This window comes from Dokdonella sp. (genome assembly GCF_051958935.1).
GTDB lineage: Bacteria > Pseudomonadota > Gammaproteobacteria > Xanthomonadales > Rhodanobacteraceae > Dokdonella_A.
This window is the reverse complement of sequence record NZ_JBQCFP010000110.1, coordinates 60,987-76,218: the sequence shown is the minus strand read 5'-3', so window position 1 is coordinate 76,218 and position 15,232 is coordinate 60,987. Positions and strand designations below refer to the sequence as shown.

The 15,232-nt window shown below is 69.1% G+C and carries 14 protein-coding genes and 1 tRNA gene; 6 read left to right on the top strand and 9 right to left on the bottom strand.

The window, feature by feature from the left end:
* From ACTHK2_RS11045 to ACTHK2_RS11030, 4 genes are all read right to left on the bottom strand, one after another.
* On the bottom strand, nt 1–460 hold a 460-nt coding region (locus tag ACTHK2_RS11045), incomplete at its 3' end, for a DUF3182 family protein (RefSeq protein WP_440245759.1).
* Between the two features lie 13 nt (nt 461–473).
* A complete protein-coding gene (locus ACTHK2_RS11040) occupies nt 474–848 on the bottom strand; it encodes a hypothetical protein (RefSeq protein ID WP_440245758.1) in 375 nt (124 codons plus the stop codon).
* 18 nt (nt 849–866) lie between these two features.
* Nucleotides 867–1,787 (bottom strand): SDR family oxidoreductase, encoded by a 921-nt coding sequence (locus ACTHK2_RS11035; RefSeq protein ID WP_440245757.1) that lies wholly within the window; start codon nt 1,785–1,787, stop codon nt 867–869.
* A 139-nt stretch (nt 1,788–1,926) separates the two neighbouring features.
* Nucleotides 1,927–2,091: a hypothetical protein gene (locus ACTHK2_RS11030; protein ID WP_440245765.1), complete on the bottom strand. Its 165-nt coding sequence runs from the start codon at nt 2,089–2,091 to the stop codon at nt 1,927–1,929.
* Here ACTHK2_RS11030 and ACTHK2_RS11025 point away from each other — a divergent pair.
* Entirely contained in the window at nt 2,012–4,207 is a 2,196-nt protein-coding gene (locus ACTHK2_RS11025; RefSeq protein WP_440245756.1) for an ATP-binding protein, read from the top strand. The genes ACTHK2_RS11030 and ACTHK2_RS11025 overlap by 80 nt on opposite strands.
* 103 nt (nt 4,208–4,310) lie before the next feature.
* Nucleotides 4,311–4,883 (top strand): NADPH-dependent FMN reductase, encoded by a 573-nt coding sequence (locus tag ACTHK2_RS11020; RefSeq protein WP_440245755.1) that lies wholly within the window; start codon nt 4,311–4,313, stop codon nt 4,881–4,883.
* Nucleotides 4,884–4,938: 55 nt separating this feature from the next.
* Here the strand turns inward: ACTHK2_RS11020 and ACTHK2_RS11015 are convergent.
* Nucleotides 4,939–5,028, bottom strand: a tRNA-Ser gene (locus tag ACTHK2_RS11015).
* Nucleotides 5,029–5,361: 333 nt separating this feature from the next.
* Here ACTHK2_RS11015 and ACTHK2_RS11010 point away from each other — a divergent pair.
* Nucleotides 5,362–6,015 carry a response regulator gene (locus ACTHK2_RS11010; RefSeq protein ID WP_440245754.1) on the top strand — a complete coding sequence of 218 codons (654 nt, stop codon included), beginning with the start codon at nt 5,362–5,364 and terminating at the stop codon, nt 6,013–6,015.
* A gap of 77 nt (nt 6,016–6,092) precedes the next feature.
* Here the strand turns inward: ACTHK2_RS11010 and ACTHK2_RS11005 are convergent, their stop codons facing one another.
* Nucleotides 6,093–9,308 (bottom strand): Rne/Rng family ribonuclease, encoded by a 3,216-nt coding sequence (locus tag ACTHK2_RS11005; protein ID WP_440245753.1) that lies wholly within the window; start codon nt 9,306–9,308, stop codon nt 6,093–6,095.
* 372 nt (nt 9,309–9,680) lie between these two features.
* Here ACTHK2_RS11005 and ACTHK2_RS11000 point away from each other — a divergent pair, with 372 nt between their 5' ends.
* The gene (locus ACTHK2_RS11000) at nt 9,681–10,745 is read left to right on the top strand and encodes an RluA family pseudouridine synthase (protein WP_440245752.1); all 1,065 of its coding nucleotides are present in this window, start codon (nt 9,681–9,683) and stop codon (nt 10,743–10,745) included.
* Here ACTHK2_RS11000 and ACTHK2_RS10995 read toward each other — a convergent pair.
* On the bottom strand, nt 10,731–11,600 hold the full coding sequence (locus tag ACTHK2_RS10995) for a DMT family transporter (protein WP_440245751.1): 870 nt from the start codon (nt 11,598–11,600) through the stop codon (nt 10,731–10,733). The genes ACTHK2_RS11000 and ACTHK2_RS10995 overlap by 15 nt on opposite strands.
* Nucleotides 11,601–11,725: 125 nt before the next feature.
* On the opposite strand from ACTHK2_RS10995, the gene ACTHK2_RS10990 reads away from it, so the two are divergent.
* A complete protein-coding gene (locus ACTHK2_RS10990; RefSeq protein ID WP_440245750.1) occupies nt 11,726–13,177 on the top strand; it encodes a PLP-dependent aminotransferase family protein in 1,452 nt (483 codons plus the stop codon).
* Nucleotides 13,174–13,890, top strand: a complete 717-nt coding sequence (locus ACTHK2_RS10985) for an HAD family hydrolase (protein ID WP_440245749.1) — start codon at nt 13,174–13,176, stop codon at nt 13,888–13,890. The genes ACTHK2_RS10990 and ACTHK2_RS10985 overlap by 4 nt, the downstream gene beginning before the upstream one ends.
* 28 nt (nt 13,891–13,918) lie before the next feature.
* Here ACTHK2_RS10985 and ACTHK2_RS10980 read toward each other — a convergent pair whose 3' ends face one another.
* Together ACTHK2_RS10980 and ACTHK2_RS10975 are read right to left on the bottom strand one after the other, a co-directional pair.
* On the bottom strand, nt 13,919–14,587 hold the full coding sequence (locus ACTHK2_RS10980; RefSeq protein ID WP_440245748.1) for a ChrR family anti-sigma-E factor: 669 nt from the start codon (nt 14,585–14,587) through the stop codon (nt 13,919–13,921).
* Complete coding sequence (locus ACTHK2_RS10975) at nt 14,584–15,204, bottom strand: sigma-70 family RNA polymerase sigma factor (protein ID WP_440245747.1); 621 nt, start codon at nt 15,202–15,204, stop codon at nt 14,584–14,586. Before ACTHK2_RS10975 ends, ACTHK2_RS10980 begins: the two co-directional genes overlap by 4 nt.
* Nucleotides 15,205–15,232 lie beyond the last annotated feature (28 nt).

The following is a 15,232-nucleotide window of genomic DNA, read 5'->3' as shown; positions in this document are numbered from 1 at the left end:
GCTGCGCGGCGGTGCGCGCGTCCGCGCGCGAGAATGCGGCGTAGCCTTCGAGTACCGCATCGCCGAGGTCGCGCGCGAGATCGAACGCCCATCCCTCGGGCGATTCCGCTTGCGTCGACACGAGGCCGTGCGTGATCGTCTTGCCCGCGACGAATGCGTGCGGCACGACGCCGCCGAGCAGGTCGGCATCACTGCGGATGCCGAGTGCGTCCGCTTCGTCGGCGAGCAGGGTGTGTTGCGGTACTGCGTAACTGGGCCAGTCGAGCGACACGCCATCATGTTCGCCGGCATAGGTGTAGCCGAGCAACGCGGCGGCTTCGCGCGCGATGTGCCGCTGCGTCACCGACTCGTGATGGCCGTGGTCGCGACCCGGCGCCATGAGCGCGACGACACGGCCGCGCTGCGCAGGCTTGCGCAGGTTCGCGGGATCGACGGTCGGGGCGGTCGTCGCGGTAGGCATCGAGGCTCGCTGCTCATGCGGCCGAGGCCGCCGAACTCGAGTGCAGGCAGGTGGCGTGGCCGCAACAGCAGGTGTCGTGCGCGGCGGCGTACCCCTGCTGCTGGTCGCGGCAGGCATCGGAACACCAGACGTCGGGCGAGGACACCGTGCAGGTGCACGCAGGGTGAGCGCAGCGGTTCGCATGATCCGGCGCAGGCTCGCTGCTCGAACGCACCGCGGGAACGAAAGGGGACACCGGGTCGCTCGTCGGGAAGGTTTCCTTCAGCGCCTCGTCGAGCGCATGGCTTTCATGCGCCTTGCGCGCCTCGCGCTCATGTTCGGTTTCCGCCGCCGGTGCGGCCGGCTTTTGCTGGTCGTGCGGGAGATCCTTGCGGTCGCGGCTGGTCATGGGTGTCCTCCGTAGGGATCAGGGATTGCCTTCGCCGCCCGATGCGCCATAGACCTGGCCCGTCACGTACGAGGCATCGTTGGCGGCGAGGGCGACATACACTGCGGCGATCTCCGCGGGTTGGCCGGGGCGGCCCAGCGGGGTGTCGGCTCCGAATTCCCTCAGGCGCTCGCGCGTCTGCCCTCCGGTCACCTGCAGTGCGGTCCAGAATGGCCCGGGTGCGACCGCGTTGACGCGGATGCCCTGCTTCGCGAGCTGCTTGGCGAGTCCCTTGGTGAAGTTCGCGATGGCCGCCTTGGTCATCGCATAGTCGAGCAGGTGCGCGGACGGGTCATAGGAGTTCACCGAAGCGGTGTTGATGATCCCGGAGCCGGGCGGCATGCACGCCACCGCGGCCTTGGTGATCCAGAACATCGCGTAGACGTTCGTCTTGAACGTCCAGTCGAACGCATCGGTCGAGATGTCCAGGATCGACTCGGCGCTCTGCTGCCGCCCCGCGTTGTTGACGAGCAGGTCGAGCCCGCCGAGCCCCTGCGCCGCGCGACCGACGAGCGACTGGCAGAAGCCTTCGTCGCGGATGTCGCCTGGCAGGCAGACGACGCGTCGACCCGCATCGCGGATCAGCGCGGCGACTTCCTGCGCGTCGGATTCTTCCGCTTCGAGGTACGAGAGCGCGACGTCGGCACCTTCGCGTGCGAACGCGATGGCGACCGCGCGGCCGATGCCCGAATCCCCGCCGGTAATGAGCGCCTTGCGGCCGGTCAAGCGCCCGCGCCCGACGTAGCTCGTCTCGCCATGGTCGGGCCGCGGCTCCATCTTCGACGCAAGGCCCGGCCAAGGCTGTGCCTGCACCGGGAACGGCGGGCGCGTGTGGAGCGACGCCGGATTCTTCAGCGACGTCGACGGGTCGCTGCCTGGAAGATGCTGCTGCGTGTCCACCCTCGTACTCCCTCTCGCGAATGGATGAACCGTAGGGACGCGCGGCGTGCTCCAGCATGAACGAGATGGCGCGCGGCTTAGGAACAATTCATGCGTTCGACGCGTTGCATTGCCGAGTGGACGCACGCACGCTGCGCGTTCAGCCAGCCGCCCGGCCCGCATGGCGGGTCGCGCCGAAAATTTCGGGCGATATACTCGTGCCGATCCCATCGACGAAATCGAGCATGGCCAGCAGCAACGACTCTTCGCTGAGTGCCGCCGAATGGCGGCAGATCGTCAACAGCGCCATGGAGACGGCTGTCATCAGCCTCGATCCCCAAGGCCGCGTGACGACATGGAGCCGTGGGGCGCAAAGCATGCTCGGCTGGTCGGAAGCGGAAATGCTCGGTAGGACGATCGAGTGCCTGTTCACCGAAGAGGACCGGCGCCAAGACGCGCTTGCGCGCGAACTCCGTGACGCGCGCACGAGCGGCCGCGGCCTCGGCGCGGAAGGGTGGCGCCTGCGCAAGGACGGCTCGCGTGTATGGGGAGCGGGTGAAGTCTCTCCGATCACGGGAGCGGACGGCGCCATCATCGGCTTCGTGAAGATCCTGCGCGACCGCACCGAGCAGCGTACGAACGAGATGGCCGTGCGCGAGGAACGTCGCGCGCTCGAGATCCTCAACCGCGTCGGATCGCAGCTGGCGATGGGGCAGGACCTGCACCAGCTCGTGCAGCTGGCGACCGATGCGGGCATGGAACTCACCGGTGCCGAGTTCGGCGCGTTCTTCTACAACGTGCTCGACGACGCCGGCGAGACCTACATGCTGTACACGCTGTCGGGGGCGCCGCTCGAAGCCTTCTCCAGGTTTCCGATGCCGCGCAACACCGCCGTGTTCGCGCCGACGTTCCGCGGCGAAGGCATCGTCCGCTCGGCGGACATCACCAAGGACCCGCGTTACGGCCGGAACGCACCGTACGCGGGCATGCCGGAAGGCCACCTGCCGGTGCGCAGCTATCTCGCCGTTCCGGTGGTATCGCGTGCGGGCGAAGTCCTGGGGGGCCTCTTCTTCGGGCATGCACGCGAAGGCGTGTTCAGCGAACGCTCCGAGCGTGGCCTCGCAGGGCTCGCCGCGCAGGCGGCCATCGCGATCGACAACGCGCGCCTGCTCGCCGCCGCCCAGCGCGAGATCGCCGAGCGGCAGCGCACGGAAGCCTCGTTGCAGGAACTGAACGCCACGCTCGAACTCAAGGTCACCGAGCGCACCGAACAGCTCAAGCAAAGTGAAGAGGCGCTGCGCCAGGCGCAGAAGATGGAAGCGATCGGCCAGTTGACCGGCGGCGTCGCGCACGATTTCAACAACCTGCTGCAGGCGATCACAGGCAACCTCGAGATCCTGCAGCGCCACTTGCCGGCGGACTCCGGCCGCGCGCAGCGCGCCGCGGCGCAGGCGATCGCCGGCGCCGAGCGCGCCGCCGCATTGACCCAGCGCCTGCTCGCATTCGCGCGCCGGCAACCACTCGATCCCCGGCCGACGAACGTCAACGCGCTGGTCAGTGGCATGTCCGACCTGTTGCATCGCTCGCTCGGGGAACTCGTATCGGCCGAAATCGTCCTCGGCGTGAGCCTGTGGCGGGCCGAAATCGATCCGAACGGACTGGAGTCCGCGATCCTCAACCTCGTGCTGAATGCGCGCGACGCGATGCCGGGCGGTGGACGGCTCACGATCGAGACGTCCAATGCCTACATCGACGAACGCTACGCATCCAAGGCCGTCGAAGTGCGCCCGGGCCAGTACGTGCTCATCTCCGTGTCCGACACGGGATCGGGCATGGACGAGGCGACGATCGCCCGCGCAGTGGAGCCGTTCTTCACGACCAAGCCCGTCGGCCTCGGCACCGGCCTCGGCCTCAGCCAGGTCTACGGCTTCGTGAAGCAGTCCGGCGGGCACCTCAAGATCTACTCCGAACCGGGGCAGGGCACCACGGTGAAGATCTACCTGCCGCGGCTGGTCGGCACCGTCGACGAGACCGAGGAAGCGGAAACCCTGCTGCCGCCGGAAGGCGAGCAGGAAACGATCCTCGTTGTCGAGGACGACGACGGCGTGCGCTCCGTCTCCGTCGAGACGTTGATGGACCTCGGCTACCGCGTGCTCGAAGCCGCGGACGGCACGATGGCGCTGCGCGTCCTCGAACACGCCGGCCACATCGACCTCCTGTTCACCGACGTCGTACTCCCGGGCGGAATGACCGGCGCCGATGTCGCCGCGCAGGCGCGTACGTTGCGGCCGGACATCAAGGTGCTTTTCACCACGGGCTACGCGCGCAACGCGATCTTCCACCACGGGCGCATCGACAAGGGTGTCCAGCTCATCACCAAGCCTTTCACGCTCAAGCAACTCGCGGAGAAGGTGCGGGCGGTGCTCGACGGGATGGAATGATCCGACGTCACCGGCCGGCAGGCCTCGCAGCCGGGCTTGGCGCCGTTAAGCCCGTGAGCGCCATTCTGTTTTTCCCGCAGTGCGCAAGACAGGAGCCCACGCCATGACGACACACAGCGTCGGATACCTCATCGGCAGCCTCTCTTCGACCTCGATCAATCGCCTGCTCGCGAAAGCCCTGATCCGCGTGGCGCCGCCGCAGCTGACGTTCACCGAGATCGCCTTCAAGGATCTGCCGATCTACAGCCCCGACTACGATGCGGACTATCCGCCGGTCGCCAAGGCGTTCAAGCAGTCGATCCGTGACGTCGATGCGATCCTGTTCATAACGCCGGAGTACAACCGTTCGATGCCCGGCGGCCTCAAGAACGCGATCGACTGGGCGAGCCGACCGTATGGCACGAACGCGTTCACGCGAAAACCCTCGGCCGTCATCGGCGCTTCGACGGGAGCGATCGGCACGGCCATCGCACAGCAGCATCTGCGCAGCCTGCTCGGCTTCTGCAACTCGCCGCAGATGAATGCACCCGAGGCCTACATCCAGTTCAAGCCAGGACTCATCGACGAGGACGGCCGCGTGGCCAACGAGGGCACCGAGAAATTCCTGCGCGGCTACATGGAGGCGCTGCATGTGTTCATCGCGCGCGTCCTTTCCGTGTTGCCGCGCGACGCCTGAGCCGACGAGCGGTGCGGCCCGTCGTGCGGGACGGCGGCGTGGCTCGATGCGATGGTGGCGGAGAGAGTGGGATTCGAACCCACGGTGGTATCGCTACCACGCCGGTTTTCAAGACCGGTGCCTTAAACCGCTCGGCCATCTCTCCGTTTGTACGTCGCGTCGTCGCTTCGTTGCTGCCGGCGACGCCGGTTTTACTCGGGGCATCCTGCCCCTCGCCCTGCGGGCCAGCGGCTGCGCCGCTGTTGGCTTCGGCATCTCTTGCCTGCTCGAAACCCGACGGCCACGAGCCCATAGCCCACCCGTCTGGCGATGCGCCGCGAACGCGTCGCCCCGATGTAATCGTTTCCCGGCCGCCGCACTGCACCTGTCGCAAATCTACTACAGCGCGCGTCGTGGAATTCGGCGCATTATATGCGCACGCGGTACCCCATCTCGGGTATCGTCGAGACACAGTCCATGGACAGGCGATGGGGGTTGCATGATCCGGGTGGTTCTGGTCGACGACCACGAGCTGGTGCGGACGGGATTTCGCATGATCCTCGCGCAGCAGGCGGGCATCGAAGTCATCGGTGAAGCAGCGGACGGCGAGCACGGACTCGCGCACATACGCAGCGAGCTGCCGGATGTCGCGCTCGTCGATGTGCACATGCCGCGCCTCAGCGGCATCGAGCTCACCGACCGCGTGCGCAAGCACAAGCTGTCGACGCGCGTAGTCATCCTGAGTGTCGTGAGCGAAGCGCCATTCCCGCGCCGACTCATCGAGGCGGGCGCGAGTGGTTACCTCACCAAGGGCTGCGCCGCGGACGAACTCGTGCGCGCGGTGCGCCAGGTCGCCGATGGGCGCCGTTACCTGTCGCCCGACATCGCCGAGGTCCTCGCGCTCGGCGCGCTCGACGGCGGCGACTCGCCGTTCGAAGTGCTGTCGGCACGCGAGCTCGACGTCGCGATGATGCTCGCGCGCGGGCAGGACATGCAGCTCATTGCCGACAAGCTGAAACTCAGCGCGAAGACGGTGGCGACCTACAAGTACCGCCTGTTCGACAAGCTCGGCGTCGACAATCCGGTCGCGCTCGCGCACCTCGCGCATACCCACGGCCTGCTCGACGACCGCACGCGCGCGCTCAGCGACTGACATCGCGGCCACGTCGACGCGCAGCCCGATCCGGACTCCGCCGCGGCACGAGGCGATGCCCCGTGCCGCAGCCCGATTCAGTCCGTCTTCTGCTCGTCGTTGCCGCGAGCCTGGTTGGCGCGCGCGGCCTCGTCGGCCAGCGAGGATTCGGGTTTCTCGGCAGCCGGCTTCGGACGCGACAGCGGCAAGTCGAGCGTCTGGCCGCGCTCGGTCGCCGCCGGCGCCGGGCTCTGCGTGGCGGGGCTCGGCGGAGCGGGGCGCGACGAAGCAGGGTTCGCCGGGGCGTCGCTTGCCGGCGATTCGCGCGGCGTCGGCGCAGCGGCGACCGGCGGTGTCGACACCGGCGCGGGTCCCTGCACGGCGGCGGGGGCGGGCGCCGGCGCAGGTTTCTGCGGTTCGACCGGAGCGCGCGCATCGCTCGGCGTCGGACGCGACGACGGCGGTGTCGCCGGCTCGACCGGTGCGAACGTATGCGTATGCGCCGTGCCGAGCGCGGCGGCGACTTCGCGCTGCAGCGACCGTTCGTGCAGGCCATGCGCCGCGGCCGGTGCGATCGGCTTGGGCGCCGCCGGCACCGGCATGGGGGACGGCTTCGGCGTCGACGACGGCGTCGGATCCGGCGCGGGCGCCTGTGTCGCCGAGGGCATCGGCGCGGCCGGCACTTCGGTGCGCGGTGCGGGCGCGGCTAGCGAGGGTGCCGGCGTTGCCGGCATGGCGGACGGCGTCGGCGCGCGCTCGGCGACTTTGGCGTCCTGGTCGCGTTCATCGCCGCGCAGTGCGGCGGGCGCTGCTGCACCCGCCGGCGGCTTCGGCACGGATGGCGGCGTCGCTGAAGGCTGCGATGCGCCAGGGCCCGGCGTCATCGACGACGGCTCGTTCTTCGCAGTCACCGGCGTGGCTGCCGTGACCGGCGTCGCCGCCGGCTTGCGCTGCTCCTCGCCATCGTCCTCGTCGTCGAAGTCGTGCTCGAGCGAGGCATCCGTTTGCATCATCGACGTGCCGTCGCTCGCGCCTTCCTTGCGACGACGACGACCACCACGCCGGCCGCGACGACGCGAGCGCATTTCATCGCGCGGCGTCTCGCCTTCGATTTTCTCTGCTTCGCCCGGCGCGCCGGCCGGCACGCGTTCGACCTTCTCGGTCGGTGCGGGAGCGGCGATCAGCGGCGGCTGGGTCGCCGGCTCGGCGGGCTTCGGCACGGTCGGCTGCGGGGCGGGGCGCGGCTCGGCTGCAGGCTTGCCCTCGGTCGTCGCGCGCGGCGGACGCGCATCGCCGACGATCGGCTGCTCGCCGCTGCGGCTGCCCTGGCGCTCGTCGCGGCGGTTGCCGCGCTGCTGCTGGTCGCGCTGCTGCTGCTTCTGGTTCGGGCCGCGCTGCTCGTTGCCGGGTCGGCCGTCGCGACGCCCGTCGCGCTGCTGCTGACCCTGCTGCGGCGCGCCGCCCTGGCGCTGCGCCGGTGGCTGTTGTGCCCGGTTGCCTTGCTGCTGGCCGGGTCGCTGCGGCGAACGCGCGGGCTGCGGGCGCGTGGCATTCGGCGTGGCGCGTGGCGCACTCGCCGCCGGCGCCGCCGGTTCGCTGCCGCCACGGAACCAGCCGATGAAGCGCGCGAGCAGGCCACCGCTCGGCATCGCCGGCGCGGCTGCGGGCGCGGCGGCTGCGGGAGCCGGTGCGGCGGGTTCGGGACGCTCGGGCGCCGGCGTCGCGCGCACGACGCCCGCGACGGCCGGCTGCTCGGGCTCATCGCTCGGCCGCAGCATCTGCGGCAACGGCGTCGTCGCGACCGGCGTGGTGCGTTGGTAGCTCGGCTTGATGTCCTCGCCGATGTCGGCGACGCGCAGGCGCTGGATCTCCAGGTGCGGCGTCTCGAGCTTGTCATCGGCGACGACGATGACATTCACGTCGTGGCGCGCCTCGATTTCGGTGAGCTGCTTGCGCTTTTCGTTGAGCAGGAAGTTGGCGACGCTCGGCGGCGCCTGCACGAGCACCTGGCCCGTGCTTTCCTTCATCGCGTGTTCCTCGACCAGGCGCAGCGCCGACAGCGACAGCGACTCGACGCCGCGGATGCGGCCATGGCCTTCGCAGCGCGGGCAGACGATCTGGGTCGCCTCGCCGAGGCTCGGGCGCAGGCGCTGGCGCGACATCTCGAGCAGGCCGAAGCGCGAGATGCGGCCGACCTGCACGCGCGCGCGGTCGAGCTTGAGCGCATCCTTGAGCTTCTCCTCGACGTCGCGCTGGTGGCGCGGCGAATCCATGTCGATGAAGTCGATGACGATCAGGCCACCGGCGTCTCGGATGCGCAGCTGGCGCGCAATCTCCACGGCCGCTTCGCAGTTCGTATTGAACGCGGTTTCCTCGATGTCGCCGCCCTTGGTCGCCTTGGCCGAATTGATGTCGATCGCGGTGAGCGCTTCGGTCTGGTCGATCACGATCGAACCGCCGGAGGGGAGGCGCACGGTACGCTCGAACGCGTTCTCGATCTGGGTTTCGATCTGGAAGCGCGAGAACAGCGGCGTCGTGTCCTGGTACAGCTTGAGCTTGCGCAGGTTGTTCGGCATCACCTGCTGCACGAACTCGCGCGCGTCGGCGTACAGCTCCTCGTTGTCGATGAGGATCTCGCCGATGTCGTTGCGCAGGTAGTCGCGCAGGGCGCGGATGATGAGTTTGGATTCCTGGTAGATCAGGAACGGCGCCTGGCGCGACTGCGCCGCTTCGGAGATCGCCTTCCACAGCTGCAGCAGGTAGTCGAGGTCCCACTGCAGCTCTTCGGCGTCGCGGCCGAGGCCGGCGGTGCGCACGATCAGGCCCATGTCGTCGGGGACCTGCAGCGTGTCGAGGGCTTCCTTGATGTTTTGCCGGTCCTCGCCCTCGATCCGGCGCGAGACGCCGCCGGCCTTCGGGTTGTTCGGCATCAGCACCATGTAGCGGCCCGCGAGGCTGATGAACGTGGTCAGCGCCGCGCCCTTGTTGCCGCGTTCTTCCTTCTCGACCTGGACGACGATCTCCTGGCCTTCCTTGAGCAGCTCGCGGATGCCCGCCTTGTTGGGGTTGAGGCCAGGCGTGAAGTAGAGGTTGGAGATTTCCTTGAGCGGCAGGAAACCGTGGCGGTCGGCGCCGTAGTCGACGAAGCAGGCTTCGAGGGACGGCTCGACGCGGGTGATGCGCGCCTTGTAGATGTTCGCCTTCTTCTGTTCCTTGGACGGGATCTCGATGTCGAGGTCGTAAAGGTTCTGTCCGTCCACGATCGCCACGCGCAACTCTTCCCGCTGAGTCGCGTTGATCAACATGCGTTTCATTGTCGTTTTTCCTTCCCGGCGCTCGACTGCCGTCGGCGCTGCGCGATGTCGCGCTGCGCGATGCCCGCGTTTCACGGGCCGACGGCGGCAGGTGCGCCGCACATTCCAGACCGGCGCTTCCGCGCGCCGGCAATGAGGGGTTGCTGCGCATCCGCGAATCCCCGCCCTCGTTGCGACGGCGAGCAATCCGCGACCCGACCCATTACGATGGCCTGTCGCTCATGCGCAGCGCTCCGATGGAGTGATCGACTGCGCACGGCGCGAAAGGACGCGACGGACGGGGGCGTCATAGCTGTCCCGAACTCCCGCGGATGGGGTACGGCACGGCGCGACACGCCGGTTCAGCATAGCAGTTTCCGGAAGATTTTTTCAATGAAGACACGCACTTCGGCGACAAATCGCAATGCCGACTCCAGCCGCCGACGCACTGCCGCAGAGCGCACGTCGCGGCCGCCGGCCGCGACGCCGCCCGCCCAGCCGCCGCTCTCGCCGCGGGTGCAGACGGTCGTCGTCGAGGACGACCGCGAGGGCCAGCGGCTCGACAATTTCCTCGCCGGGCGCCTCAAGGGTGCGCCCAAGAGCCTGATCTACCGCATCTGCCGGACCGGTGAGGTGCGCGTGAACGGCGGCCGGGCCAAGCCGGACCAGCGCCTCGCGGCGGGGGACCAAGTGCGCATCCCGCCGGTGCGGCTTGCCGAAAAAGGCGAAGCGGGGCCGCCGCCGGGCGGCCAGCTGAACAGGATCGAGGCGGCGATCGTGCACGAGGACCGCGATTTCCTCGTCATCGACAAGCCGGCCGGTATCGCCAGCCACGGCGGCAGCGGCGTCAGTTTCGGCGCGATCGAGCTGCTCCGCGCGGCGCGCCCACGCGACACGCTCGAACTCGCGCACCGGCTCGATCGCGACACCAGCGGCATCCTCGTGCTCACACGCAAGCGCTCGGCGCTTACCGCGCTGCAGGCGGCGATCCGCGAGGGCCGGGTCGAGAAGCGTTACCTCGCCCTCGTCGAAGGCGCGTTGCCGACGGCGCGCCTCGTCGTCGACGCGCCGCTGCGCAAGTCGGTGCTGCAGGGCGGCGAGCGCATGGTGCGCGTCGACGAGGAAGGCAAGCCGTCGCGGTCGCGCTTCAGCGAAGTCGAGCGCTATGCCGGCGCAAGCCTCGTCGACGTCGCGCTCGAAACCGGTCGCACGCACCAGATCCGCGTGCATGCGCAGCACCTCGGCCACCCGCTCGCCGGCGACGAGAAGTACGGCGACCGCGCGTTCAACAAGGCGATGCGCGAATTCGGCCTCAAGCGCCTGTTCCTGCACGCGGCGCGTTTCGAATTCGCGATCGGCGAGCGCAGCTACGGCTTCAGCGCACCGCTCGCGCCCGAACTCGCAGCGGTGATCGATGCCTTGCAGGCGCAGCGAGCGACGCCCTCAGGCGCGCGCTGACGAGGGCTGCGGCCAACGCCACTTGAGGTTCACCCCGAGCGTGCCGAGCACGATCAGTGCGATGCCGGCCAACTGCACCGGCGCGAGTGTGCGCCCGTACAGCACGTAGTCGAGCAGTAGCGTGACTACCGGGTAGATGAAAGCCATCACCGCGATCGTCGTCACCGGCAGGCGCGGGTAGGCGGAATAGAACAGCACGTAGCAGATGCCGCTGTGGACGAGGCCGAGTCCCGTCAGCCACAGCCAGTGCGTGCCCGCATGGGCGACCGCAGCCACGTCGGCGAAGGGGCCGAGCATCGCGACGCCGGTGAGGCACTGCACGAGCACGACGAGGAACGGCCGCTCGCGACTGATGCGCCGTGACAGCAGCAGCGAGGCTCCGCAGAGGACCGCCGCGACGAACGTGAGCGCGATGCCGAGCGCGTATTCGGGCCCGGCGCCCGCGAAAAGCTTGAGCGGATCGGCCGCGAACGCGACGCCGACGAAGGCGAGTGCGGTCCAGGCGAGGTCGCCCGCATGCGCGCGCTCGCCGAAGAACATCGCGGCGATCACGATCATCGCGAATGGGAAGAAATGGTAGACGAGGGTCGAGACGCCGATCGACGAGCGGGCCATGCCCGCGAACAGCGCGACCCAGTTGAGCACCAGCAGCACGCCGCTCAGCACCGCGGCGCGCAGCAGTGCGCGGTCCTCGAACACGCCGCGAAGCTGGCCGCGGGCGACACCGCAGGCGAGAAGGAACACGCTGCCGAACACGCAGCGGAAGAACACCGTCGTGATGGGATCCTGGCCGCCCTCGTGCGCGAACACGCCGACCGAGCCGATGAGGACCTCGGCGATGAACAGTTGCAGCATGGCGGTGCGTGCGGCACGTGGGGTCGAAGCGGGCATGGGTTGTCGCCGATGGATGGACGACCACAGCGTAAGCGCGCCGCACCGACCGGTACAGGATCAGATATCATCAAATCCGACCAGTACAGATGGAACGCCACGCCGTGCTCTATGAAGACCTCGCGGGACGTCTCGGTGGGCAGATCCGCCGTGGCCTGTTGCGGCCCGGCGAGCGCCTGCCGTCGCTGCGCCGGCTCGGCGAGCAGGAGCGCGTGAGCATCGCGACCGCGGTGGAGGCGTACCAGCGACTCGAGCGCGAGGGCCTGGTCGAGGCACGCGAGCGCTCGGGCTACTTCGTGCGCGCGCCGTTCGTGGCCGCACCGAAGGCCCAGCCGCCGCGCCTGCAGGCGCGCTCGCCGCAGCCGCTGCGCAACCCGGCCTTGCTCGGCGTGCTCGACGTGCTTTCGCGCGAGGACCTGCTGCCCCTGCATGTGACGACGCCCATGCCCGAACTGCTGCCGGCCCGGTCGATCGCGGCAGCGACCGCGCGCGTGCTGCGGCGCGAGCCCGGCCTCGCGCTCTCCTACGGTGCGCCGCAGGGCATGCGCACGCTGCGCGAGCAGATAGCACGCCGCTACTTGCACTGCGGCGTCGAAGTCGATCCCGACGAGGTCATCATCACGGCGGGAGCGATGGAGGCGATCACGCTCGCGTTGCGCAGCGTGACGCAGGCAGGCGACGTCGTCCTGCTCGAGACGCCGACCTATTACGGCATCTTGCAGGCGATCGCCGCGCTCGGCCTGCGCGCGATCGAAGTGCCCAATCGCGTCGGCGCCGGCATCGATGCGGCCGCGTTGCGCGCCGTGCTCGCGCGTCACCCGGTACGCGCCGCCGTGCTGGTGCCGAACTTCAACAACCCGACCGGCAGCCTCACCGCCGACGCGGACAAGCGCGCGATCGTCGATGCCTGCGGCGCGCAGGGCGTGACGCTGATCGAGGACGATCTCTACGGCGAACTCGGCTATTCGGGCGAGCGTCCTTCGCCGCTGCGGCGGTATGCCGGGCGCACGCGCGTGATCACCTGCAGCTCGTATTCGAAGACGCTCGCGCCGGGGCTGCGCATCGGCTGGGCGCTCGCCGGCGCGCACGTCGACGAACTGGTCCGCGCGAAATGCTTTTCCTCGGTCTCGACGGCGAGCCTGCCGCAGCGCGCGATCGCCGAATACCTCGCACGCCACGACTTCGATCGCGCGCTGCGCCGCCTGCGCCGCGAACTCGCGGCGAATACGCAGCGCTGGCGCGACACGATCCGCCGCAGCTGGCCGGCCGATACACGCGTGTCCGAGCCGGCCGGCGGCATGACGCTGTGGCTCGAGCTCGGCGCCGGCGTGCAAGGGCAGGCGTTGTTCGAGGCGGCCGCGGCGCGCGGCATCGGTTGCCTGCCGGGTCACCTGTTTTCCTTGCGCGGCGACTACCGCGGCCACTTGCGCCTCGGCCTCGGGCTCCCCTGGTCGCCGCGGGTCGAGAACGGCCTGCGCGAACTGGGTCGCCTCGCAGGGACCCTGGCATCACGCCACACCATGGAGGACACGCGCACATGATCGAACTGGTCGGTTTCGACGGCGATGACACGCTCTGGCACAGCGAAGGCTACTACCAGCATGCGGGCGCCGAGTTCGAGCGCATCGTATCGGCTTACATCGACGTCGCCGATGCATCGGCGCGCGGCCGCCTGCACGCGGTCGAGCGGCGCAATCTCGCGCTGTTCGGCTACGGCGCGAAGGGCATGACGCTGTCGATGATCGAGGCCGCGATCGAGGTCACCGACGGCGCGATTGCGACGCACGACATCCATCGCATCGTCGAGCTCGGCCGCGCCATCCTCGACCATCCGGTGGAGCTCATCGATGGCATCCGCGCGGCGGTCGAGGACGTCGCTTCGCGCCATCGCATCGTGCTCGTCACCAAGGGCGACCTGTTCCACCAGGAGCGCAAGGTGGAGCGGAGCGGCCTCGCCGACCTGTTCCACCGCATCGAGATCGTCTCGGAGAAGGACGAACGCAGCTATGCGCGCGTGCTCGCCGAATGTGCCGTCGCCGCGCCCGCGTTCGCAATGGTCGGCAACTCGCTGCGCTCGGACATCGAGCCGGTGATCGGCCTCGGCGGTTACGGCATCCACATGCCCTACCACGTGACTTGGGAACACGAACTGCAGCATGGCGTCGACAGCGGCCATGCGCGCGTCGCGACCATCGACGGGCCCGGCGGCATCGCATCGGCGCTCGCGCGCTTCGACGCGGTCGCACGACACTGAACCGCATCGCGTTTTGCGAGCGGGCGTGTTACAGCCCGACCAGTGGCTGCAAGGCGCGTGCGAAGAACCCCGGGAAGCGTAGGGGCGCGTCGAGCGCGGCCACGCAGATGCACGGCCCTCCCGCCGTCGTGACCGGCCGGTGCAGCGTGTCCGGTCCGAGATCGGCGACATCGCCGACACCGAAGTGGCCGAGCTCGTCCTCGTAGGCCCCGGCGAGTATCTGCGTCAGCTCGGCGCCGCCATGGCTGTGAAGGGGCATGCTCTTTCCAGGATCGATGCGCAGCAGGATGAGGGAGTGCCCGCTCGTGCGGGTCGCGCGCACCATGCGCACGCCTGGGGCGAGCCAGCGCCAGCGCAACGAACGCCACGACCGGCCGAAGTAGCCGTGCAATGCGCGCGGCAGTTCACCCGGTGCAGGCCCGGCTTCCTGGCGCCGCGGCGCGCCACGACCGTCCGGGTCGTCGTCGAGTGCGGCGAACATCCGCGCGCGGAGCTCGCGCGCGCGCGCCTCGTCGGCCACCGGCGGATGCTGCTGCTCGAGCAAGGCACCGCCGACATCCTCCGCGGCGGCGAGTTGCGCGCGGCAGTGCCGGCACACGTCCAGATGCGTGGCTGCGACCGCCGCCATTTCCGGAGAAAGCGTGCCGGCGGCCCAGCCGACCACCGTGGTTTCGTCGAGATGATGGCGCGGGTTCATGGGGTGTCCTTCAAGCCGGACTGCAGTTTGAGGAAGGCGCGGCGTACGTGCGATTTGACGGTACCCAGGGGCATGGCGAGTTCGTCGGCGATCTCCTGGTGCGATTTCGCCTCGAAGTACGACATGCGAAGCAGGCGCGCCTGTACCGCCGGCAGCAGGTCGATGCGCGCGGCCAGGTCGCGCTGCTCGAGGTGCCGTTCGGTCGAGTTGCCGTGCTCGACATCCTCGTCGATCCATTCGTCGCCGATCGACAACCATGATGGTTCGCGTCGCGCGCGGTCGATGTGGAGATTGCGGGCGATGCGGAACAGCCAGGTCGACACGCTGCCGCGCGTCGCATCGAATCGCTCGGCCCGCTGCCACAGGCGCAGCAATGCCTCCTGCGCGACCTCCTCCGCTTCGGACTCGGGCGAACCCAAGCCGCGCAGGTAGAGGCGCACGCGGGGCGCGAAATGGTCGTAGATGCGCATGAAGCTTTCACGATCACGCCGTTCCGCCACGGCGGCCATCTGCCACGACCAGTAGCCGGGATCGTCCTTGGGATGGGGCTCGCGGCGGGACATCGCTCGGCTCTGGTCGAACGTCGATTGGCCGACGGGCAGGACTCGTATGTTCATGCGGGAGCCTCCAGCGATACAAGGCCTG

Bases quoted from the DNA above. Each gene is read 5' to 3' on its own strand.
- ACTHK2_RS11025 (WP_440245756.1), top strand. From the start codon at position 2,012: ATGGCCAGCAGCAACGACTCTTCGCTGAGTGCCGCCGAATGGCGGCAG.
- ACTHK2_RS10985 (WP_440245749.1), top strand. From the start codon at position 13,174: ATGATCGAACTGGTCGGTTTCGACGGCGATGACACGCTCTGGCACAGC.
- ACTHK2_RS11005 (WP_440245753.1), bottom strand. From the start codon at position 9,308: ATGAAACGCATGTTGATCAACGCGACTCAGCGGGAAGAGTTGCGCGTG.
- ACTHK2_RS11010 (WP_440245754.1), top strand. From the start codon at position 5,362: ATGATCCGGGTGGTTCTGGTCGACGACCACGAGCTGGTGCGGACGGGA.
- ACTHK2_RS11020 (WP_440245755.1), top strand. From the start codon at position 4,311: ATGACGACACACAGCGTCGGATACCTCATCGGCAGCCTCTCTTCGACC.
- ACTHK2_RS11040 (WP_440245758.1), bottom strand. From the start codon at position 848: ATGACCAGCCGCGACCGCAAGGATCTCCCGCACGACCAGCAAAAGCCG.
- ACTHK2_RS10975 (WP_440245747.1), bottom strand. From the start codon at position 15,204: ATGAACATACGAGTCCTGCCCGTCGGCCAATCGACGTTCGACCAGAGC.
- ACTHK2_RS11030 (WP_440245765.1), bottom strand. From the start codon at position 2,091: ATGACAGCCGTCTCCATGGCGCTGTTGACGATCTGCCGCCATTCGGCG.
- ACTHK2_RS10990 (WP_440245750.1), top strand. From the start codon at position 11,726: ATGGAACGCCACGCCGTGCTCTATGAAGACCTCGCGGGACGTCTCGGT.
- ACTHK2_RS11000 (WP_440245752.1), top strand. From the start codon at position 9,681: ATGAAGACACGCACTTCGGCGACAAATCGCAATGCCGACTCCAGCCGC.
- ACTHK2_RS10980 (WP_440245748.1), bottom strand. From the start codon at position 14,587: ATGAACCCGCGCCATCATCTCGACGAAACCACGGTGGTCGGCTGGGCC.
- ACTHK2_RS10995 (WP_440245751.1), bottom strand. From the start codon at position 11,600: ATGCTGCAACTGTTCATCGCCGAGGTCCTCATCGGCTCGGTCGGCGTG.